Raw genomic sequence first — 20,486 nt, 5'->3', positions numbered from 1 at the left:
GTGTCCGTTTGGTTCACCGCCACCGGCACGGAGATCAGGCGAGGGTCAGGATGCGAGGTCCGTTCTCGGTGGCGGCGACGGTGTGCTCCCAGTGTGCGGCCCGTGAGCCGTCGGTGGTAGTGACCGTCCATTGATCGTCGAGCACGACGGTCTTGCGCGTTCCCAGGGTCAGCATCGGCTCGATGGCCAGAACCGATCCGACACCCAGGATCGGGCCACGCCCCGGCGCGCCTTCGTTGGGCAGAAACGGGTCCATGTGCATCTGACGACCGATGCCGTGGCCGCCGTAGCCCTCGACGATGCCGAACTTGCGCCCGTACCGGGCCTCGGCCGCGTGGGTGGCTGTTTCGATGGCATGCGAGACATCGGTCAGGCGGTTGCCGGGGATCATCGCCGCGATACCCGCCTCCATCGACTCCCTGGTGGCTTGGGAGAGCAGTTCGTCGGCGGGAATGAGGGCCCCGACACCGAATGTGATCGCGGCGTCACCGTGCCAGCCGTCCAAGATCGCGCCGCAGTCGATCGAGACCAGGTCACCGGCGGCCAGCTGCTCAGTTGTCGACGGAATCCCGTGCACCACACGGTCGTTCACCGACGAGCAAATCGACGCCGGGTATCCGTGGTAGCCAAGGAACGACGGCGTGGCGCCCGCGTCGCGAATCACCGACTCGGCGACTTGGTCAAGGTCGTGGGTCGTGGCCCCGGGCACCGCGGCCTCCCGCGCTGCGGCCAACGCGGCGGCGACGACGGCGCCGGCGGCGGCCATCGCGTCGAGTTCTCCCGCGCTTCGCTGCGGTACCACCTTGCGGCTGCGCAGGCCGGCCAGGCCGATCACCGCTACTGCCCGAGAGCCCGCAGGGCCCGCGCGAAGACCTCGTCGACGGAGCCGACGGCGTCGACGGTCGTGAGTTCGTCGCGGTAGAAGTCGATCAGCGGCGCGGTTTCGGCGTGGTAGACGTTCATCCGGTTGCGGATCACGTCGTCGGTGTCGTCGGCGCGGCCCCGCGATTTGAGGCGTTCGAACAGCACATCCTCCGGCACCCGCAACTCCAGGACGACGTCGAGCGCGGTTCCGCGGCGCTCGAGCATGTCGTGCAGCGCCTCGGCCTGCGCAACCGATCGTGGGTAGCCGTCGAGGATGAAACCGGCTTCGGTGTCCGGGTTGTTCAGCCGGTCGTCGACAAGCTCGTTGGTCAGCTCGGATGGCACCAGGTCACCGGCATCCAGGTAGCGCTTGGCCTTCAGCCCCAGCTCGGTGCCGTTGCCGATGTTCTCCCGGAACAGGTCTCCGGTGGACAGGTGCGGGAGCTCGAGTTTCTCGGCCAGCTTGACCGCCTGCGTGCCCTTGCCGGCTCCGGGCGGGCCCAGCAACACAACTCTCACTTCAGGAACCCTTCGTAATTGCGTTGCATGAGCTGACTCTCGATCTGCTTCACCGTATCCAACCCGACCCCGATGGCGATCAGCACGGCGGTACCACCGAAGGGCAGGTTCTGCACGGTTCCGGTGCTACCGATCTTCAGGAAGAGGTTGGGCAGCACCGCGATGAGACCGAGGTAAATCGAGCCCGGCAACGTGATCCTGCTCAGCACGTAGCGCAGGTAGTCGGCGGTCGGCTTACCCGGCCGGATACCGGGGATGAAGCCACCGAACTTCTTCATCTCGTCGGCCCGCTCGTCGGGGTTGAAGGTGATCGAGACGTAGAAGTACGTGAAGAAGATGATCAGGCCGAAGTAGATGGAGATGTACACCGGGCTGGCCGGGTTCGTCAGGTAGTTGCCGACGAACTTGTCCCACCAGCTGTTGCCCAAGCCGCCGCTGCCGCTGCGGACCAACTGGGTGATCAGATGCGGGATGTAGATCAGCGAGGACGCGAAGATCACCGGGATAACGCCGGCCTGGTTGACCTTCAGCGGCAGATACGTCGAGGTGCCGCCGTACATCCGCCGGCCCACCATGCGCTTGGCGTACTGCACGGGGATACGACGCTGTCCCTGTTCCACGAACACCACGCCGACCACGATGATCAACGCCGCCACACATACCGTCGTGAACACGACTCCGCCGCGGCTGTCCAGAATGCTCTTGCCCTCGCCCGGGATGCGGGCGGCGATGCCGGCGAAGATCAGCAGCGACATACCGTTGCCGATGCCCCGCTCGGTGACCAGCTCACCCATCCACATGACCAGGGCCGCGCCTGCCGTCATCACCAGCACGATGACGACCAGCGTGAAAATGCTTTGGTTGGCGATGATGTCCAGGCTGCAGCCCTGCAGCAGACCGCCGTTGGCCGCCAGCGCGACGATGCTGGTGGCCTGCAGAATGGCCAGGGCGATCGCCAGGTAGCGGGTGTACTGCGTCATCTTGGCCTGCCCGGCCTGGCCTTCTTTGCGGAGCTCTTCGAACCGTGGGATGACCACGGTGAGCAGCTGCACGATGATGCTCGCGGTGATGTAGGGCATCACCCCGACCGCGAAGACCGTCAGCTGCAGCAGGGCACCACCGGAGAACAGGTTGATCAGCGAATAGATCTGCCCCGCGTCCCCGCCGCTGACCTGGGCGATGCACTTCTGCACGTTGGGGTAGTTGACACCGGGCGACGGAATCGTCGCGCCCAACCGGTAGAGGACCACGATGAACAGCGTGATCAGGATCTTCCGTCTGAGGTCGGCTGTTCGCAGCGACGAGATGAAAGCCGAAAGCACTCTTCCTCCTGCGCAAGCCGGTCTTTGGTCGCGGCGTGCCTACTCGGCTGGTGCATCCAGCCGGACTGTCGTGAAACGGTCTCGTGGTCCTGCCTCGCGCGCCGGGCACATGCAGGCAGGACGTGTGTCGACGCGCGTCAGACAGTCTACGAGACTAACAGCGCGTGAAGCGTCCGCCCGCAAATGGGTGCGCGGCGGCACAGCACTCGCACAGCGACGGGGCGTAAGGTTTCACTGGCTCTTTACCTTGGCTAAATATCCAACGACTACTGCTGAGTGTGAATGGAAAGGGTGATCATGACGCGCAGCGACTCCGATACATGGGACCTTGCCTCCAGCGTGGGCGCCACAGCGACGATGGTCGCGACGGCCCGGGCGCTGGCCAGCCGGGACACCGACCCGATCATCAACGACCCCTTCGCGGCCCCGCTGGTCCGGGCGGTGGGCATGGAGTTCTTCACCCGGGTGGTCGACGGGGAGGTCGACCCGTCCGCCGCCGGGGAGAACGGTGCCGGCGAGCTGCAGACCGAAACCGACTCGATGGCCGTGCGCACCAGGTTCTTCGACGACTTCTTCACCGACGCCGCGGCGGCGGGCATCCGCCAGTCGGTGATCCTGGCCGCCGGGTTGGACTCGCGGGCCTATCGGCTGAACTGGCCGGCCGGCAGCGTCGTCTACGAGGTCGACCAGCCGCAAGTCATTGCATTCAAGACCGAGACCATGGCGGGTTTGGGCGCCGAGCCGACGGCAGAGCGCCGCACGGTCGCCGTCGACCTGCGCGAGGACTGGCCCGCAGCGCTGCGGGAGCACGGCTTCGACGACACCAAACCGTCGGCGTGGAGCGCCGAGGGGCTGCTGATGTACCTGCCGCCGGAGGCGCAGGATCGGCTGTTCGACCACATCACCGCGCTGAGTGCGCCCGGCAGCCGGATCGCCACCGAATACCACCCCGACAACGGCCGGTCGATGGCCGAGCGGGGCAAGGCCATGAACGACCGGTGGGCCAGCGTGGGCTGCGACGTCGATCTGTCGGGCTTGTTCTACGAAGGCGACCGCAACAACGTCGGCGACTACCTCACCGGCTCCGGCTGGGACGTGGTCACCCGTAATCGCCGCGATCTGTTCGGCGAATACGGCCGCGCATATCCCGACCACGACGAACAACTGGCCGCCTTCCGGAACATCGTGTCCGTCATCGCGACTCGCCGATAGGAGGCTTCACATGGCCGCACATGACACCATCCGACACGACGGCGACTCGTGGGACCTCGCGTCCAGCGTGGGCGCGACGGCCACCGCCGTCGCGGCCCGGCGGGCGATGGCATCCAAGGGCCCCCACCCGCTGATCGACGATCCCTTCGCCGAGCCGCTGGTCAGGGCCGTCGGTGTCGACGCGTTCGTCAAGATGATCGACGGCGAGATCGAACTCGGCGACGAGGACCCAACCTCGACGTATCAGCGACTGGCCGAGGGCATGGCGGTCCGGACCCGGTTCTTCGACGACTTCTTCGCGCAAGCCGCCAAAGGCGGTGTGCGTCAGGCCGTCATTCTGGCCGCCGGTCTCGACACACGCGCGTATCGGCTGTCCTGGCCGGCCGGCACCACCGTCTTCGAGGTGGATCAGCCGCAGGTCATTGAATTCAAAACCCGCACGCTGGCCGACCTGGGCGCGACGCCGACGGCGGAACGTAAAGCCGTAGCGGTCGACCTCCGCGACGACTGGGTGAGCGCGCTGCAAGACAACGGATTCGGCTCCGAGCGCCCCACGGCGTGGATCGCCGAGGGGCTGCTCGGCTACCTGCCGCCCGATGCCCAAGATCGACTTTTCGACACCATCACCACTCTGAGTTTCAGTGGCAGTCGGATCGGCACCGGCTACGTTCCCGACATTCACGATCGAATCACGAAGCGGGGCAGGCAGATCAGCGAACGCTGGCGCAAGCTCGGGCTGAACATGAACTGGTCGGAGCTGGTGTACGACGGCGAGCGCAACGACGCCGCCGAGTATCTGGCCGAGCGCGGTTGGCAGACGGTCACGCACACGACACGAGAACTCTACGCCGCCAACGGTTTTGAGCTTCCCGATGCGGACTCTCTCGAAGGGTTGGGCGACATCCGGTACCTCTCGGCCGAACTACCGTAGCGACACCAGCTCGAGGAACCGGTGGTAGCGCTCCTGTACCGGAGCCAGCCACGCCGGGTTCGGGTCGACCGTGCGCTCGACGGTAGCCCACCTGGCGGCGTCGGTGATCTGCGATTCCGCACCCAACGCCATCCGGGCCAGGAAGGCCGCGCCCAACGCGGCCCCCTCGGCCACCCCGGACACCTGCACCGGCCTGCCAGTCGCATCGGCGATCGCCTGCAACCACGGCTGTAGCCTGGTGCCGCCGCCCGCGACCACGACGCGCGACACGTCGGCACCGCTGAGGTCGATCAGTTGCCGCACAACGAAACCCGACGCCTCGTAGGCGGCCCGTCGCAGCGCCGCAGCGTCGTGACCGAGGTCCAGGCCGTCGAGCGTCCCACGCCGGGCGGGGTCGTGCAGCGGCGCGCGTTCGCCTCGCAGGTACGGCAACCACACCGGCACCCGTCGTGGGTCGGCCGCGGCCGGGTCGCCGGGCCCGAGCACCCGATCGACCCAGCCGAGGAATAGCCCCCCGGCGTTGCTCGCACCACCGACCTGGCTCATCCCGGTCGTGGTCGGGATCGTCCACAGTCCCGGCACCTGCCGCGCGTCGGGAATCGTCACCCACACGATCAACGTGGTGCCGCACAGCACCAGCACGTCGCCGACATCGTCGGCGCCCGAGACCATCTGCTCACACACCGCGTCGATAGCCCCGACGCCAAGAATGGCATCACCGGCCTGCCCGGCCGCGGTGCCCGGTGGCGCGACCCGCGGCATCTGCTCGACCGTCGCGCCACGGTCGGCGAGGGCTGCGGCGTTCCAGCCATCTGCGTCGAACAGCGGCGACGCGGTGAACGCGGTCGGGAAGTCGATCACCGCCTCGCCCGCCAGGGCATGGTTGGCCACCGCGGGCGCGGCCCAGTATCCGGCCGCCGCCGGAGCGTGAGCGGCGGTCCAGCGCAAGAACTCCGCGGCCTCGCCGACCGGGAACGGCCCGTCGGCAAGTACGCCCGGGACGCGGCCCCGGCCGTCACCGTAGAGCAACCCGGGGCTGACCGGTGTGCCGGCCGCGTCGACCGCGGTCAACGAGGGAACCATCGCGGAGACGGCGATCGCTCGCGCATCCGGACGGTCCAACCGGGACAGCGCCGTCAGCGGTCCCCGTCGCCATGCCTCGTCGGCGTTGTGCTCCAGCAGATCCGGCGCCGGCACCCGCAACTCGTGCGGGATGCGTGCCCGCGCGACCACCCGGCCGTCCTGGTCCGCGGCCACCGCCTTGACCGCGGTGGTGCCGACGTCGATGCCGATGGTGACCTCTGTTGCCACGGGCGTCACCGTACGCCAGCATTGGCACTCGTGACCCGTGCTCTGGTGACGGCCCCGCTCCGTGGCGAGGGATTCGACAAACTGCGCCAGCTTGCCGAAGTGATCTACGACCCCTGGATAGATCAGACGCCGCTGCGGATCTACTCAGCCGAGCAACTGGCCGAACGGATCTCGGCTGAGCGCGCGGATGTCGTTGTGGTGGAAAGTGATTCGGTCGCCGGGCCAGTACTGGATCTCGGACTGCGCGCCATCGCGTCCACCCGCGGCGATCCCAACAACGTCGACGTCGCCGGCGCGACCGCGGCCGGCATCCCGGTGCTGAACACCCCGGCCCGCAACGCGGACGCGGTCGCCGAGATGACGGTGGCGCTGTTGTTCGCCGCCACCCGGCACGTGCTGGGCGCCGACGCCGACGTGCGCGCCGGGGAGGTGTTCCGCGACGGCACCATCCCGTATCAGCGGTTCCGCGCCTGGGAATTGGTCGGGCGGACGGTCGGGTTGGTCGGGCTGGGCGCGATCGGGCAGGCGGTGCGATGGCGACTGCTCGGGCTCGGCATGCGCGTGATCGCCCACGACCCCTACAACGACGAGGCGCAGCACAGCCTGGAGGAGCTGCTCGCCGAAGCCGACATCGTGTCGCTGCACGCGCCGGTGACCGCCGAAACCTCCGGGTTGATCGGGACCGAGGAGTTCGCGGCGATGCGGGACGGCGTCGTGTTCCTCAACAGCGCCCGAGCTCAGCTGCACGACACCGATGCGCTGGTCGAGGCCTTGCGCGCCGGCAAGGTCGCAGCGGCCGGCCTGGACCACTTCGTCGGCGAATGGCTGCCGACCGACCACCCGCTGGTCGCGATGCCCAATGTGGTGCTCACGCCCCATATCGGCGGTGCGACGTGGAACACTGAGGCTCGCCAGGCCCGGATGGTCGCCGACGACCTCGACGCGCTGCTGTCCGGTGGGACGCCGATCCACATCGTCAACCCGGAGGTGCTGTGAGATTCGTGGACAACCCGGAGGCCGCAGTGCTGGCGGCGGCCAAGGACATGTTGCGGCGCGGACTGGTCGAAGGCACGGCGGGCAACATCTCGGCCCGCCGCGAGGACGGCAACCTGGTCATCACGCCGTCGTCGGTCGACTACGCCGACATGGCGCTCGAGGACCTGGTGGTAGTCGATCCCGACGGCGCGGTGCTGCACGCCCGCGAGGGCCGGAGCCCGTCGACCGAGATGAAGCTGCACCTGGCCTGCTACCAGGCGTTCGACGACATCGGCAGTGTCATTCACAGTCATCCGGTGTGGGCCACCATGTTCGCGATCGCCCACCAGCCGATCCCCGCCTGCATCGACGAGTTCGCGATCTACTGCGGCGGCGACATCCGCTGCAGTGAGTACGCCGCGTCGGCCACCCCCGAAGTGGGCACCAATGCGGTGAAGGCGCTCGAAGGCCGGGCTGCCGCGCTGATCGCCAACCACGGCCTGGTGGCGGTTGGACCGCGACCGGACAAAGTTTTGCATGTCACCGCGCTCGTCGAGCGGACCGCGCAAATCGTCTGGGGGGCAAGAGCTCTGGGCGGGCCCGTCCCGATCCCCGATGATGTCAACGCCAACTTTGCCGGCGTCTACAGCTACCTGCGTGCCAACCCGATGTAGTCCCGGGGAGACATGCCGTGCGCGCGGCGGAACAACCGGCTGAAATAGCCCGGATCGGATATCCCGACTCTGCGCGCGACCTCGCCGACTGGAATGTCGTTGTGGGCCAGCAATTTGCGTGCCTCGGCCATGCGGCTCTCGATGATCCACTCCTGCACGGTGCGGCCGGTGCGGCGGCGCACCACGGTGGTCAGGTGCCCGGGCGTGATTCCCACCTCCCGCGCCACGTCGCGCAGCGACAACGGCTCGCCGAGACGCCGGTCGATCACCGCGAACACGTCGGCGAGTAACGGTTCTCCACTGCGCCGAAAATCGTCGACGACGTCACCGGCGATCCGCGCGACGTCGATCAGCAGCAGCGTGAGGTGTGCGAGCGCAGCCTGTTGGTACCCGTCTCGGCGTCCGGAAAGTTCCGCCTCGATCTCCTCGATCGCGGAATTCCAGTGCGGTCGGCGGGTTTTCGGCAATTCCAATCGCAGTAGCCCGCCCGAACGTCCGTGCAGAAAGGGGAACAGCAGCGGATGCGTCCGCCACGTCGGCCACGGTGATTGCCCGTCCTCGCCGAGCGCCGCCGGGTCGAATACCACTCCGATCCCGCCTTCGAGGTCGACGAGGTGGGTGGGATCCAGCACCTCTCCGGCGGCCACGACGTACACCCCTCCGGCCGATGGCCGGTACCACAGCGCCGGAAAATCGTGAATGTGGCGGCCCTGGTCACGCACCTCGTCAGTGTGTCGGATGACCGCCAGCAGGGGCGTATGCGGGTCGGTCCGGTACTGGTACACGGGTACGCCGTCGCGATGACGGATCAGGCGGGTCGGCGCAGTCATCCCGCCAAAGATAATCCAGATCTGACCGACTATCACTCAAACCTGCTTGCCTGCAGCGCTAGAGGATCGTTGGCATGACCAATAATCGTCTTAACCACCGCCATGACTACCTGCCCGCGGCTCAGCACGACGCGCTGCTGCCGGCCTATGATCTGATGTCCCGCTTGCTGGGCATCGGCGCGGTGCATCAGACACTGATCGCGCACGCCGACCTCACCGACGGCGACCGCGTGCTGGAGATCGGCAGCGGCACCGGCAACCTGACCCTGCGTGCCAAGCGCTCCCGTCCCGGGATCGATGTGGTCGGCATCGACCCCGATCCGCTGGCTCTGGCCCGCGCACGCCGAAAGCTCAACGGCGAGACAGGGATTCGCTTCGACCAGGGTTACGCGCAGACGCTGCCCTACGCCGACCAGGCGTTCGACCGGGTGCTTTCGTCGTTGATGCTGCATCATCTCGACAGCGACGGCACGGCCGCGGCGCTAGCGGAGGCGTTTCGGGTGCTGCGGCCCGGGGGCAGGCTGCACATCGTCGACGTCGGTGCGGACACGACCGAGCACGACGGCCGGCTAGCGCGCTTCTTCGCGCGCCGTCGTCGGGCGGCCGCGCATTTCGGCGCCCCAATCCCCGAGCTCGTGCGCGCGGCCGGATTCGACTGCGCCGAGGATGGGATGCAACGCCGTCCTGTCGTCGGACCTCTGATGTTCTACCGCGCCACCCGTCCGAGCTGACGGCAGCCGGGAATGACTCGGCGTCACCCGGGTTTTAGCAATATGGCTGCCCCGAGCGGCCCTGAACCGCGTGGTAAGCTCGTTATATTGGCTAAGTAATTAACGTGGGCTCTTCTTTGGAGGGATGGCGATGGCACGCACCGACGGCGACACCTGGGATCTCGCATCGAGCGTCGGCGCAACCGCCACCATGGTGGCGTCGGCCCGCGCGATGGCCAGCAAAGCCGATCCCGCCCTGATCAACGATCCGTACGCTGAACCGTTGGTTCGCGCGGTCGGCCTCGACCTGTTCACCAAGCTAGCCACCGGTGAGCTGTCCCCTGCCGACCTGGAGGACGAGAGCGACGGTTCCGCGGGGGTCCAGCGGATGACCGACAATATGGCGGTCCGCACGAAGTTCTTCGACGAGTTCTTCATCGAGGCGACCAACGCAGGCATCAAGCAGGCGGTAATCCTGGCATCCGGGCTCGACGCGCGGGCGTATCGGCTGCCGTGGCCTGACGGCACCACGGTGTACGAGATCGACCAGCCTCAGGTCATCGAGTTCAAGTCCCGCACCCTCGCCGAGCTGGGCGCCCGACCCACCACGCACCGGCGCGCGGTCGCGGTCGATCTGCGCGACGATTGGCCGGCCGCGCTGAAGACGGCGGGCTTCGACCCCGCTGAGCCCAGCGCATGGAGCGCCGAGGGCCTCCTCGGTTACCTGCCGCCCGAGGCGCAGGACAAGCTGCTCGACACCATCACCGAACTCAGCGCGCCGGGCAGCCGGATCGCCACCGAAAGCGGGCCGACTCGCGACAAGGACCACGAAGAGCGGATCAAGCAGCGCATGCGGACCGTATCGCAGCGCTGGAGCAAGCACGGTCTCGATCTCGACATGACACAGCTGGTGTATTTCGGCGACCGCAACGAGGCGTCGCCGTACCTGTCGGATCGCGGCTGGGAGATGGGCGGTAGCACCATCCGAGAGTTGTTCGCGCGAAACGGCCTAGCGCCGATTGTCGAGGACGACCTGCCCTTCGCCGACCGCCTCTACGTCAGCGGCACGCTGACCGACAAGAAATAGGAGCTGGCCGCATGCCACGCACTCACGACGACAGCTGGGATCTCGCCTCCAGCGTGGGCGCCACCGCGACGATGGTCGCGACGTCACGCGCGATGGCCTCTCGCGGACCCGAGCCGCTGCTTGACGACCCGTTCGCCGAGCCGCTGGTACGCGCCGTCGGCCTGGCGCCATTCGTGCGGATCCTCGACGGCGATCTCGGCCTCGAGGACGACCCGCTGCTGAACCGTAAGGCGCGAACCGAGCAGATGGCCGTTCGGACAAGGTTTTTCGACAACTTCTTCACCAGCGCCGCCAAGTCCGGAATTCGTCAGGCGGTGATCTTGGCCTCCGGTCTCGACACGCGGGGCTACCGGCTGCCGTGGGGTGACGGGGTGGTGGTCTACGAGGTCGACCAGCCCGAGGTGATCGACTTCAAGACACGCACTCTGGCAGATCTCGGCGCGGCACCGACCGCGGAACTGCGCACGGTCGCGATCGACCTGCGCGACGATTGGCCGGCAGCGCTGCGCGCCAGCGGTTTCGACGACAGCCAGCCGACCGCGTGGAGTGCCGAAGGCTTGCTGCCCTATCTGCCTGCCGATGCGCAGGACCGTCTGTTCGACAACATCACCGCGCTCAGCGCGCCGGGTAGCCAACTGGCCACCGAGCATGTCGACGACCCGAACGCCTTCACCGAAGACCGGCTCAAGCAGGTCAGCGAGAGGTGGCGCAGCTTCGGCTTCGACCTCGACGCCGGTGACCTGTTCTACATCGGCGATCGCGCGGTCGTAGCCGACTACCTGACCGAGCACGGCTGGCGCGTCGATGCGCATCCCGCGAAAGAGTTGTACGCCCGCAACGGTTTCGCGTTTCCCGAAGAGTCGACGATGAAGTTCTTCGGCGAGATGAGCTACGTCAACGCGACGCTGACATGACCCGCACCGACGACGACAGCTGGGACTTGGCGTCCAGCGTGGGCGCCACCGCGACGATGGTCGCCGCGGGCCGCGCGATGGCGAGCAAGGACCCGCGGGCACTGATCAACGACCCGTTCGCCGAGCCGTTGGTTCGCGCCGTCGGGCTGGACTTCTTCGTCAAGATGATCGACGGCGAGCTCGACTTCTCGGCGCTGCTCGACGCGTCGCCAGATCGCACGCAGGCGATTGTGAACGGAATGGGCGTGCGTACCAAGTACTTCGACGACTACTTGCTGGACGCCGTGCGTGGTGGCGTACGGCAGGTGGTGATCCTGGCGTCCGGATTGGACGCCCGGGCCTACCGGCTGGACTGGCCGGCGGGGACGGTCGTCTACGAGATCGACCAGCCGCAGGTGATCGAGTTCAAAACCCGCACGCTCACCGACCTCGGTGCCGAACCTACCGCGACGCGTCGCACGGTGGCGATCGATCTGCGCTACGACTGGCCGACCGCGCTCAAGGAGGCCGGTCTGGACACCAGCGCGCCGACCGCCTGGCTGGCCGAGGGCCTGTTGATCTATTTGCCGTCCGAAGCTCAGGACCGCTTGTTCGACAACATCACCGCGCTGAGCGCGCCGGGCAGCACCATCGCCACCGAATATGTACCGGCTCTGAAGGATCTGGATCCCGAGGAGGCGCGCGAACGAACCGCGATTTTTCGCGAGCATGGCCTCGACCTCGACATGCCATCACTCATCTACGCCGGCGAGCGCAGTCACGTCATCGACTACCTGCGCGGCAAGGCGTGGGAAGTCACCGGCACGCCCCGGGCGGAACTGTTCGCCGACAACGCGTTACCGCTCCCCTCCCCCGACGACGACGATCCGCTCGGCGAGATCATCTACGTCAGCGGAAAGCTCGCGAATTAGAAGCGGGACTGGCCCGTCCACAGCACGCTGGCACCGGTCAGCGACCGCTCAGCCTGCTCGACGATTCCGAGCACCGAATGAGCGATCAACCCGCCCAATGCATCTGGCAGCGACGCCGCCGCGGGCTGGGACGACGAACGCGGTCGCAGGTAGTCCCACACCGACGAGCCCGGGTAGCTGACCAGACGCACCTTGTCGTCTTCGCCCAGGCCGGCCAGCACCTTGGCCTTTCGGACCGCGGCGCGCAAGCCGCCGAGCTCGTCGACCAGACCGTGGTCGAGGGCGTCCGCGCCGGTCCACACCCGCCCCCGCGCGACCGCGTCGACGGCCTCGACACTCAAGTTGCGGCCCTCGGCCACCCGCTCGACGAAGTCGGTGTAAAACAGGTCCGCTTCCGCCTCGACCTGTGCCTGCTGCTCGGGCGTGAAGCGGGCGTTGATCGACCAGGCATCCGCGTTGGCGTTGGTGCGCACCGAATCTGAGCCGACACCGAGCCGGTCCTTCAAGTCCCGGGCGACCAGTTTGCCCGTCACCACCCCGATTGAGCCCGTGATCGTGCCAGGGTTGGCGACAATCGCGTCGGCGCACATCGACACGTAGTAACCGCCGGACGCCGCGACCGCACCCATCGAGGCGACCACCGGCTTGCCCCGCTCACGGGCCTTCTTGACTTCCCGCCAGATCGTCTCCGACGCCGTGACCGAGCCGCCGGGCGAGTCGACCCGCAGCACGATCGCCGACACCGACTCGTCGTGCGCCGCTTCGCGCAGGGCAGCCGCGACGGTGTCGCCGCCGGCGTTGGACGAACCGAACGGCAGCCGTGATCCCCCACGGCCGCTCACAATCGGCCCTGCGACGGTGACCACCGCGACCGTCGACTTAGGCCCGCGCCCGGGTATCGACGGCCCGGTCGCCCGCGCGTAGCGGCCGAGGAAAAGCCGCGGTGGAGCGTCGTCGTCATCGGCGTCGATGGGTGAATCCTCTTCCCCGCCCACCAGTTCGGCGATGCGCGCGTAAGCCTCGTCCCGGAAACCGACCCGATCGATCAGCTTCGACTCGACGGCAACGTCGCGTAGCAGCGGCGCGCGGTCGGCCAGGCCATCCAAGGTGTCCTGCCCGATGCCGCGCGATTCGGCAATCGCCTGCCAGACCTGACCACGTAGGCTGTCCAGCAGGCGCGTGTCGGCTTCCCGGTGCGCATCGGTGTAGCGGTCCTGCGTGAAAAGGTTTGCCGCGGACTTGTATTCGCCGCGCGCGACGAACTGCGCCTCGATGCCCGCCTTGTCCAGCGCGTCGCGCAGGAACAGAGCGCTGGTCGCGAATCCGATCAGTCCGACCGTTCCCGACGGCTGCATCCACACCTCGCCGAATGCCGACGCGAGGTAGTACGACAGCGTGCCTGGGTATGTCTCGGCCCAGGCTAGCGACGGCTTCACCGCGGTGAACGCCGCGATGGCTTCGCGCAGTTCTTGCACTGGTCCAGCCGCGGCGGCCGGAAGCTGAACTTGGGCGATCAAGCCTGCGACGCGCGGGTCCTCGGCAGCCCGGTGTAACGCCGCGACGGCCTCGCGCAGGATCAACGGCCGGCCGCCACCGGAGATGATCGCCACAGGATCGAGACCGGAGGTCTCCGGCGGCGCCACCCGTAGGTCGAGTTCGAGCACACAACCGCTGGGAACGCCGTGGTGGCGGGCGGTGTCGACCCGGCGGGCCAGTGCGCGAACGTCGCCGATGGACGGCGGATCAGGCAGGAAAGAAAACATGCGACGAGCCTACCGATGGCCCGCGTCGCCACCCGACCGTACGGTGAGAGGGTGCGGTTTTCGATCTCAATTCACCAATTGGATTCGACCGGCTTCGACGCCGCGGGGGTGCGCGATTATCTGGCTCGCGCCGAGCAACTCGGCTTCGAGGGCGGCTGGGTGCTCGAGCAGACTATCGGGCCGGCGCCGCTGATCGCGCCGCTGGAGATGCTGGCCTACGCGGCGGCCTGCACCGAGCGGCTGCGGCTCGGGGTGGCCGTCGTGGTCTCGTCACTGCATGATCCGCTGCAACTGGCGTCGTCGATCACCGCGGTGGACCGGCTCAGCCACGGCAGGCTGGATGTGGGCGTGGCGCCTGGTGGCGGTCGACGTCAATTCGCTGCTTTCGGCGTGAATGCCGACACCTTCATCAGCAGTTTCACCGAAGGTCTGCAGCTGATGAAGGCAGCCTGGTCTGACGAGCCGCGGCTCACGTTCGACGGCCGTTTTCGTCAAGTCGACGATCTACCGATCACGCCGAAGCCCGTGCAACGGCCACATCCGCCGATTTGGTTCGGCGGTCAAGCACCCAAGGCCCTCGCCCGCGCCGTGCGTCACGGCGATGCGTTCATGGGTGCGGGTTCATCGACCACGGAGAAGTTCCGCGAGGCAGTCCAGGGCGTGCGGAGCGAACTCGCCGAGCAGGGCAAGGACGCGGCGCAGTTCCCGATCGGGAAGCGGGTCTACCTGATGATCGACGACGACGCGGCGCGGGCCCGGGAGCGCGTACTCGAGGGCTTGCATCGCATTTACGGTGGGTTGCCCGGCGTCGAGGACGTGCCGGTGTCCGGCCCGGTCGACGATGTCGTCGGCGGTTTGCGGGCCGTCATCGACGCGGGCGCCGAGACGATTCTGCTCAACCCCGTCGGGCGCGACGTGGCCGAAGACCGTGAGCAAATGGAACGCCTTGCCGCAGAGGTTATCCCGCAGCTGAGCTGACGCTTCGCAATCGAACATGTCCTGAGTGCCGATAGCGGCTTTCACCTCGTCGTTACGCCGGAATCTCAGGTTGGGCGTTTTCGCGTCGACACGAGGTAACTAGGAGGGGCGTTATCTCAGGTTTCTCATCGTAGGGGCGAGTCTGCGCGAACGTGAATTGTTTGCTCTGCGGTGGGCGTTCGGGCGGGCCTGCCGTTAAGGTTTCGACCACGCAATTCAAGCCTCGAGAAAAGGGGTTCGATGCTGTCGCTCGATCACGGGAGTGCGCCTTCGCGGGCGCGCCGGTTACCGAGACGACAGGCCAGCCACGCGGTGGAACCCGTTGTGACGCTGTGCCTGTCGGTGACGCCGAACGCGACGGAATTGGTCGTGGTGCGCGGGGAGGCCGTGCTTGATCGCGTCCACACTCCCATGGACGTCTCACGACTGCGGCAAGTCGTCGATACCGTACTGCAGACTCGAAAGTTGGCGATCGTGAACGGCTATCGCGTCGACGCCATCGCTGTCATAGGCGACGGCAGCGACGGCGTGATCGCGGCGCTCACAGACGCCGGACTGAGTGGCGTCACCGCCCTGGACCCTGCTGTCGCGTGTGAAATCTTCACCGAACCGCAAGACATCGAAAATGCCGTCATCAATGACGCGCGGGCGCGAGCTCGTCGACGCTGGATGTTCGCCGCCGCCATGGTAATCGCCTGTGGCGCATTGCTTTTCGCGGTCGTCGACCGATGGGAAGCCGCTCACCGTCACTCCGACCCAGGTGAACCCGCCGTGACGCCACGCCGCGCCGACACCACGGCCCCGAGGCCGCCGGCCAACCCGGTAATCGTCATCCCGCCGCCGAGCATTCCGGTCCAAGAAGTTCCCGAGCCGCCGCCACCGACAAGGACGCCGACTCGTCAAGCACCGGTGCAGAGGGAGCAGCCTGCGCAGCAGGCCCCTCCAGCGCCCCCGCTCGTCGAGCAACCTGAATCTGCACCGGCAGGCAATTGCCTATTCCTCTGCGGAGTGACCCTGTAGCCACCCGCAGAGCTGATGAGCCGGTTTACAGCTCGGTGGCCGAACCGCCTGCCGCGGTGATCTTTTCGCGAGCGCTGCCGCTGAACTTGTGCGCGGTGACGTCGACTTTGGCGGCTAGCTTGCCGTCGCCGAGGACCTTCACGAGGGTGTTCTTGCGGACCGCGCCCTTGGCCACCAGCTCGTCCAGTCCGACCGAGCCACCTTCGGGGAACAGCCGGTTGATGTCGCCGACGTTGACGACCTCGTACTCGGTGCGGAACCGGTTACGGAAACCCTTGAGCTTGGGCAGCCGCATGTGAATCGGCATCTGCCCACCCTCGAAGGTGGCCGGCACGTTCTTGCGAGCCTTCGTACCCTTGGTGCCTCGACCCGCGGTCTTACCCTTGGAGCCTTCACCGCGACCTACGCGGGTGCGCTTGGTCTTCGACCCGGGCGCGGGGCGCAGGTCGTGCAGTTTGATGGTCACTTGCTGCCTCCTTCGGCCGGCTCGACCTCGACGAGGTGCTGGACGGCCTTGATCAGACCACGGGTTTGCGCGTCGTCATCGCGCACCACCGACTGCCGAATCTTCCGAAGGCCCAGCGAGCGAAGGCTTTCCCGCTGCTTCCAGCGGGCGCCGATCGTGCCACGCACCTGAGTGATCTTGAGTTGCGCCATGATTACGCGTTTCCTTCACGAGCGGCGCTGGCGGCCAGCGTCTCACTTTCGCGGCGGGCGCGCAGCATGCCGGCCGGAGCAACGTCCTCCAGCGGCAGTCCACGTCGCGCGGCAACCTCTTCGGGACGCTGCAGCATCTTGAGCGCAGCGACCGTCGCATGCACGACGTTGATCGCGTTGTCGCTACCCAGCGACTTGGCCAGGATGTCGCGCACACCCGCACATTCCAACACCGCACGAGCCGCACCGCCGGCGATCACACCGGTACCCGGGCTGGCCGGACGCAACAACACAACGCCTGCCGCAGCTTCACCCTGGACCGGGTGCACGATGGTTCCGCCGATCAGCGGGACGCGGAAGAATCCCTTGCGCGCTTCCTCGACACCCTTGGCGATCGCGGCCGGAACTTCCTTGGCCTTGCCGTAGCCGACACCGACCATGCCGTTGCCGTCGCCGACGATGACCAGCGCGGTGAAGCTGAAGCGCCGACCACCCTTGACCACCTTGGAAACGCGGTTGATCGTGACAACCCGCTCCAGGTAGTTGCTCTTGTCTCCGTCACGGTCACGACCGCCACGGCCGCCACCGTCGCGGCGGCCCCGGTTGTCACGCGAGTCGCGACGGTCGTCGCGGCCCTCGTTGGTCGGGCCGGCCGTTCCAGCCGGTTGCTCCGCCATTATGCGGTCCCTTCAAAGTCGTTGCTTGCCATCAGAATTCCAAACCACCCTCGCGAGCGGCGTCGGCCAGTGCCGCGATCCGCCCGCCGTAGGTGTAACCACCACGGTCGAACACCACGGTGTTGATACCGGCGGCCTTGGCGCGCTCGGCGATCAACTGCCCGACCCGGACGCTGTGCGCCTTCTTGTCGCCCTCTACGCCGCGCACGTCCGCCTCGATCGACGAGGCGGCGGCCACGGTCGTGCCGGTCAGGTCGTCGACCAACTGCACGTGGATGTGCCGCGACGAGCGGTGTACCACCAAGCGCGGACGCTCCGCGGTGCCCGAAATCTTCTTGCGCAGCCGCGCGTGACGACGCAGCCGCTGCCTGCGCCGAACGGCCGACACGTTCTGCCCGGACGGCTTCTGCGCGGTACCAGCTTGTGATTGCGCCATGACTACTTACCTGTCTTTCCGACCTTGCGGCGGATCTGCTCGCCTTCGTAGCGAATTCCCTTGCCCTTGTAGGGATCGCTCTTACGGAGACGGCGGATGTTGGCCGCGATCTGGCCGACCTTTTGCTTGTCGATGCCCGAGATCGAGAACTTGGTAGGTGTCTCGACCGCGAACGTCACACCCTCGGGCGCGGTGATCAGCACCGGGTGGCTGTAGCCGAGGGCGAACTCGAGGTTGCTGCCCTTGGCTTGCACGCGGTAACCGACGCCGAAGATCTCCATCTTGATGGTGTAGCCCTGCGTGACGCCGGTGACCAGGTTGGACACCAGGGTGCGGGACAGCCCGTGCAACGACCGGTTGTGCCGGTCGTCGTCCGGACGGGTCACCACGATCGCGCCATCTTCGTTGCGCGCCACCGTGATTGGCTCGGAGACCTTCAGGTCTAGGGTGCCCTTGGGTCCCTTCACCGAGACCTTCTGGCCGTCGATGGACACCTCGACCCCGGACGGGATCACAATCGGTTGCTTACCAATACGCGACATGTCAGTCCTTCCTCACCACACGTACGCGAGGACTTCGCCGCCCACGCCCTGTCTGGCTGCCTGACGGTCGGTGAGCAGGCCCGACGACGTCGAAATGATCGCCACGCCCAGGCCGCCGAGCACACGCGGCAAGCTGGTCGACTTCGCGTAAACCCGCAGACCGGGCTTGGACACCCGGCGCAGGCCGGCGATGCTGCGTTCCCGGCTCGGCCCGTACTTGAGCTGGACGGTCAGCGCCTTGCCGACGCGCGCGTCCTCGGTGCGGTAGTCGGTGATGTAACCCTCGCGCTTGAGGATCTCGGCGATGTTGGCCTTGATCTTCGAGTGCGGCAGCGTCACCTCGTCGTGGTACGCCGAATTGGCGTTGCGCAGACGCGTCAAGAAGTCTGCGATGGGGTCGGTCATTGTCATCGTTTAGTTCCCCCGCCCCTCACCAGCTGCTCTTCTGCACGCCGGGCAACTCGCCCGCATGCGCCATTTCGCGCAGGCAGATCCTGCACAGCCCGAACTTGCGGAACACCGCGTGCGGACGGCCGCATTTGTTGCAGCGGGTGTAGGCGCGCACCGCGAACTTCGGCTTGCGCTGGCTCTTGTTGATCAGAGCTTTTTTCGCCATGTCACTTCTCCTTGAAGGGAAAGCCGAGGCCGCGCAACAGCGCTCGGCCCTCGTCGTCATTGGTCGCCGAGGTGACGACGGTGATGTCCATGCCACGCGGGCGGTCGATGTTGTCCACGTCGATCTCGTGGAACACCGACTGCTCGGTCAGCCCGAAGGTGTAGTTGCCCCGGCCGTCGAACTGCTTGGGGCTAAGTCCGCGGAAGTCGCGGATACGCGGAAGCGAGATCGAGATCAGCCGGTCCAGGAACTCCCACATCCGGTCGCCGCGCAGCGTGACGCGTGCGCCGATTGGCATGCCCTCGCGGAGCTTGAACTGGGCGATCGACTTGGTGGCCTTGCGGATCTCCGGCTTCTGGCCGGTGATCAGCGCCAGGTCGTTGACCGCGCCGTTGATCAGCTTGGCGTCGCGGGCGGCGTCGCCGACACCCATGTTGACGACAACCTTGACCACGCCCGGGATCTGCATGACGTTGGCGTAGGCGAACTCTTTGTTCAGCGCGTCACGGATCTCGTCGACGTAGCGCGCCTTCAGGCGGGGCTGAACCTTCTCGGTGGTCGTCATGACTCAATGTCCTTGCCGTTGCGCTTGGAGATGCGAACCCGCTTGCCGGACTCCTCGTCGACCCGGTAGCCGATCCGAGTGGGCTGGCCGTCGGAATCGACCACCATCACGTTGGAGACGTGGATCGGCGCTTCCTGCGTGACGATTCCGCCCGACTGCGCACCGCGCTCGTTGGAAGAGATCGCGGTGTGCTTCTTGATCCGGTTGACGCCCTGCACGAGCACCTTGTTGCGGGCCGGGTACGCCTGCAGCACTTTGCCTTTGGCGCCCTTGTCCTTACCCGAGATGACCAGGACGGTGTCGCCCTTGTGCACCTTCATCTACAGCACCTCCGGGGCGAGCGAGACGATCTTCATGAAGCGCTTCTCACGCAGTTCGCGGCCGACCGGCCCGAAGATGCGCGTTCCACGCGGGTCGTTGTCAGGCTTGATGATGACGGCTGCGTTCTCGTCGAACTTGATGTAGCTACCGTCCGGGCGGCGGCGCTCCTTGACGGTGCGCACGACGACGGCCTTCACCACGTCACCACGCTTGACGTTGCCGCCGGGAATGGCGTCTTTCACCGTCGCCACGATGACATCGCCAATGCCGGCGTAGCGCCGCGACGAGCCGCCGAGCACGCGGATGCACAAGATTTCCTTGGCACCGGTGTTGTCGGCCACCTTCAGCCGCGATTCCTGCTGAATCACTCGATCTCCTGACCTGGTTCACGTATGCACGCGCGGTCAAGCCGGAGGATTTGAACGCTTTCGCGGGCATAGTCCACCAGACCTGTCGTGCATGGTCTTCGCTGTCGAAAGGCACGCGGGGCTGACGGAAAAACTCAATCGCCAGCCGAGGTCTGCCCACGGCAACCCCTAGAGTCTAGGTGAAGAGCTGCTCAGCGCAAAATTCCTGCGGAATCAGCCTTGACCAGCAGCTAGAAGGGCGGTGGATCGTCGTCTCCGCTGGGCGGAGCGGAATCCCTGCGGC

The 20,486-nt window shown here is 66.8% G+C and carries 26 protein-coding genes; 10 read left to right on the top strand and 16 right to left on the bottom strand.

Annotated elements, in window-relative coordinates:
* Positions 1-34: 34 nt before the first annotated feature.
* The 3 genes from map to secY are packed head-to-tail and all read right to left on the bottom strand — an operon-like array spanning position 35 to position 2,705.
* Entirely contained in the window at positions 35-835 is an 801-nt protein-coding gene (gene map / locus MKK62_RS14805) for a type I methionyl aminopeptidase (RefSeq protein WP_240259837.1), read from the bottom strand.
* A 2-nt stretch (positions 836-837) separates the two neighbouring features.
* Complete coding sequence (locus tag MKK62_RS14800; RefSeq protein ID WP_240259839.1) at positions 838-1,383, bottom strand: adenylate kinase; 546 nt, start codon at positions 1,381-1,383, stop codon at positions 838-840.
* Positions 1,380-2,705 carry a preprotein translocase subunit SecY gene (gene secY / locus MKK62_RS14795; RefSeq protein ID WP_240259841.1) on the bottom strand — a complete coding sequence of 442 codons (1,326 nt, stop codon included), beginning with the start codon at positions 2,703-2,705 and terminating at the stop codon, positions 1,380-1,382. Before secY ends, MKK62_RS14800 begins: the two co-directional genes overlap by 4 nt.
* Positions 2,706-3,002: 297 nt before the next feature.
* On the opposite strand from secY, the gene MKK62_RS14790 reads away from it, so the two are divergent.
* Together MKK62_RS14790 and MKK62_RS14785 are read left to right on the top strand one after the other, a co-directional pair.
* Complete coding sequence (locus MKK62_RS14790) at positions 3,003-3,917, top strand: class I SAM-dependent methyltransferase (RefSeq protein WP_240259842.1); 915 nt, start codon at positions 3,003-3,005, stop codon at positions 3,915-3,917.
* A 10-nt stretch (positions 3,918-3,927) separates the two neighbouring features.
* Complete coding sequence (locus MKK62_RS14785; RefSeq protein WP_240259845.1) at positions 3,928-4,848, top strand: class I SAM-dependent methyltransferase; 921 nt, start codon at positions 3,928-3,930, stop codon at positions 4,846-4,848.
* On the opposite strand, the gene MKK62_RS14780 is transcribed toward MKK62_RS14785, so the two are convergent.
* Positions 4,840-6,168: a xylulokinase gene (locus MKK62_RS14780; protein ID WP_240259850.1), complete on the bottom strand. Its 1,329-nt coding sequence runs from the start codon at positions 6,166-6,168 to the stop codon at positions 4,840-4,842. The two genes, MKK62_RS14785 and MKK62_RS14780, sit on opposite strands and share 9 nt — an antisense overlap.
* 12 nt (positions 6,169-6,180) lie before the next feature.
* Between MKK62_RS14780 and MKK62_RS14775 the strand changes: the two genes are divergently transcribed.
* Together MKK62_RS14775 and MKK62_RS14770 are read left to right on the top strand one after the other, a co-directional pair.
* Positions 6,181-7,155: an NAD(P)-dependent oxidoreductase gene (locus MKK62_RS14775; RefSeq protein WP_240259852.1), complete on the top strand. Its 975-nt coding sequence runs from the start codon at positions 6,181-6,183 to the stop codon at positions 7,153-7,155.
* Positions 7,152-7,808 carry an L-fuculose-phosphate aldolase gene (locus tag MKK62_RS14770; protein ID WP_240259853.1) on the top strand — a complete coding sequence of 219 codons (657 nt, stop codon included), beginning with the start codon at positions 7,152-7,154 and terminating at the stop codon, positions 7,806-7,808. Before MKK62_RS14775 ends, MKK62_RS14770 begins: the two co-directional genes overlap by 4 nt.
* Here the strand turns inward: MKK62_RS14770 and MKK62_RS14765 are convergent.
* Entirely contained in the window at positions 7,784-8,638 is an 855-nt protein-coding gene (locus tag MKK62_RS14765; protein ID WP_240259855.1) for a helix-turn-helix transcriptional regulator, read from the bottom strand. The genes MKK62_RS14770 and MKK62_RS14765 overlap by 25 nt on opposite strands.
* 74 nt (positions 8,639-8,712) lie before the next feature.
* Between MKK62_RS14765 and MKK62_RS14760 the strand changes: the two genes are divergently transcribed.
* The 4 genes from MKK62_RS14760 to MKK62_RS14745 all read left to right on the top strand — a co-directional run bounded on the left by MKK62_RS14760 (position 8,713) and on the right by MKK62_RS14745 (position 12,260).
* Complete coding sequence (locus tag MKK62_RS14760; RefSeq protein WP_240259857.1) at positions 8,713-9,369, top strand: class I SAM-dependent methyltransferase; 657 nt, start codon at positions 8,713-8,715, stop codon at positions 9,367-9,369.
* Positions 9,370-9,493: 124 nt separating this feature from the next.
* Positions 9,494-10,435, top strand: coding sequence for a class I SAM-dependent methyltransferase (locus MKK62_RS14755; protein WP_434084948.1), 942 nt, complete (start codon positions 9,494-9,496; stop codon positions 10,433-10,435).
* A gap of 11 nt (positions 10,436-10,446) precedes the next feature.
* A complete protein-coding gene (locus MKK62_RS14750; protein ID WP_240259861.1) occupies positions 10,447-11,349 on the top strand; it encodes a class I SAM-dependent methyltransferase in 903 nt (300 codons plus the stop codon).
* On the top strand, positions 11,346-12,260 hold the full coding sequence (locus MKK62_RS14745) for a class I SAM-dependent methyltransferase (RefSeq protein WP_240259862.1): 915 nt from the start codon (positions 11,346-11,348) through the stop codon (positions 12,258-12,260). Before MKK62_RS14750 ends, MKK62_RS14745 begins: the two co-directional genes overlap by 4 nt.
* Here the strand turns inward: MKK62_RS14745 and sppA are convergent.
* The gene (gene sppA / locus MKK62_RS14740; RefSeq protein ID WP_240259863.1) at positions 12,257-14,023 is read right to left on the bottom strand and encodes a signal peptide peptidase SppA; all 1,767 of its coding nucleotides are present in this window, start codon (positions 14,021-14,023) and stop codon (positions 12,257-12,259) included. The genes MKK62_RS14745 and sppA overlap by 4 nt on opposite strands.
* A gap of 51 nt (positions 14,024-14,074) precedes the next feature.
* On the opposite strand from sppA, the gene MKK62_RS14735 reads away from it, so the two are divergent.
* Together MKK62_RS14735 and MKK62_RS14730 are read left to right on the top strand one after the other, a co-directional pair.
* Positions 14,075-15,001, top strand: a complete 927-nt coding sequence (locus MKK62_RS14735) for an LLM class flavin-dependent oxidoreductase (protein ID WP_240259865.1) — start codon at positions 14,075-14,077, stop codon at positions 14,999-15,001.
* Between the two features lie 324 nt (positions 15,002-15,325).
* Positions 15,326-16,021, top strand: coding sequence for a hypothetical protein (locus tag MKK62_RS14730; RefSeq protein ID WP_240259867.1), 696 nt, complete (start codon positions 15,326-15,328; stop codon positions 16,019-16,021).
* Between the two features lie 25 nt (positions 16,022-16,046).
* On the opposite strand, the gene rplO is transcribed toward MKK62_RS14730, so the two are convergent.
* Genes rplO through rplN form a run of 10 tightly spaced genes read right to left on the bottom strand, consistent with a single transcriptional unit; the run spans position 16,047 to position 20,203 of the window.
* The gene (gene rplO, locus MKK62_RS14725) at positions 16,047-16,487 is read right to left on the bottom strand and encodes a 50S ribosomal protein L15 (RefSeq protein ID WP_240259869.1); all 441 of its coding nucleotides are present in this window, start codon (positions 16,485-16,487) and stop codon (positions 16,047-16,049) included.
* Entirely contained in the window at positions 16,484-16,678 is a 195-nt protein-coding gene (gene rpmD, locus MKK62_RS14720) for a 50S ribosomal protein L30 (protein ID WP_240259871.1), read from the bottom strand. Before rpmD ends, rplO begins: the two co-directional genes overlap by 4 nt.
* Positions 16,679-16,680: 2 nt before the next feature.
* Positions 16,681-17,355 carry a 30S ribosomal protein S5 gene (gene rpsE, locus MKK62_RS14715; protein ID WP_240259877.1) on the bottom strand — a complete coding sequence of 225 codons (675 nt, stop codon included), beginning with the start codon at positions 17,353-17,355 and terminating at the stop codon, positions 16,681-16,683.
* A gap of 31 nt (positions 17,356-17,386) precedes the next feature.
* On the bottom strand, positions 17,387-17,791 hold the full coding sequence (gene rplR, locus MKK62_RS14710; RefSeq protein WP_240259878.1) for a 50S ribosomal protein L18: 405 nt from the start codon (positions 17,789-17,791) through the stop codon (positions 17,387-17,389).
* A gap of 2 nt (positions 17,792-17,793) precedes the next feature.
* Positions 17,794-18,333 (bottom strand): 50S ribosomal protein L6, encoded by a 540-nt coding sequence (rplF, locus tag MKK62_RS14705; RefSeq protein ID WP_240259880.1) that lies wholly within the window; start codon positions 18,331-18,333, stop codon positions 17,794-17,796.
* A 12-nt stretch (positions 18,334-18,345) separates the two neighbouring features.
* Positions 18,346-18,744 carry a 30S ribosomal protein S8 gene (rpsH, locus tag MKK62_RS14700; RefSeq protein WP_067336833.1) on the bottom strand — a complete coding sequence of 133 codons (399 nt, stop codon included), beginning with the start codon at positions 18,742-18,744 and terminating at the stop codon, positions 18,346-18,348.
* 19 nt (positions 18,745-18,763) lie between these two features.
* Positions 18,764-18,949 (bottom strand): type Z 30S ribosomal protein S14, encoded by a 186-nt coding sequence (locus tag MKK62_RS14695; RefSeq protein ID WP_067336836.1) that lies wholly within the window; start codon positions 18,947-18,949, stop codon positions 18,764-18,766.
* A 1-nt stretch (position 18,950) separates the two neighbouring features.
* On the bottom strand, positions 18,951-19,514 hold the full coding sequence (gene rplE, locus MKK62_RS14690; protein WP_240259882.1) for a 50S ribosomal protein L5: 564 nt from the start codon (positions 19,512-19,514) through the stop codon (positions 18,951-18,953).
* Positions 19,511-19,834 carry a 50S ribosomal protein L24 gene (rplX, locus tag MKK62_RS14685; protein ID WP_240259884.1) on the bottom strand — a complete coding sequence of 108 codons (324 nt, stop codon included), beginning with the start codon at positions 19,832-19,834 and terminating at the stop codon, positions 19,511-19,513. The genes rplE and rplX overlap by 4 nt, the downstream gene beginning before the upstream one ends.
* Positions 19,835-20,203 carry a 50S ribosomal protein L14 gene (gene rplN / locus MKK62_RS14680; protein WP_045373371.1) on the bottom strand — a complete coding sequence of 123 codons (369 nt, stop codon included), beginning with the start codon at positions 20,201-20,203 and terminating at the stop codon, positions 19,835-19,837.
* Between the last annotated feature and the right edge of the window lie 283 nt (positions 20,204-20,486).

Origin of the sequence: Mycobacterium paraterrae (assembly GCF_022430545.2) — a bacterium.
Classification (GTDB): domain Bacteria; phylum Actinomycetota; class Actinomycetes; order Mycobacteriales; family Mycobacteriaceae; genus Mycobacterium; species Mycobacterium paraterrae.
This window is presented reverse-complemented; position numbering and strand designations above follow the sequence as displayed.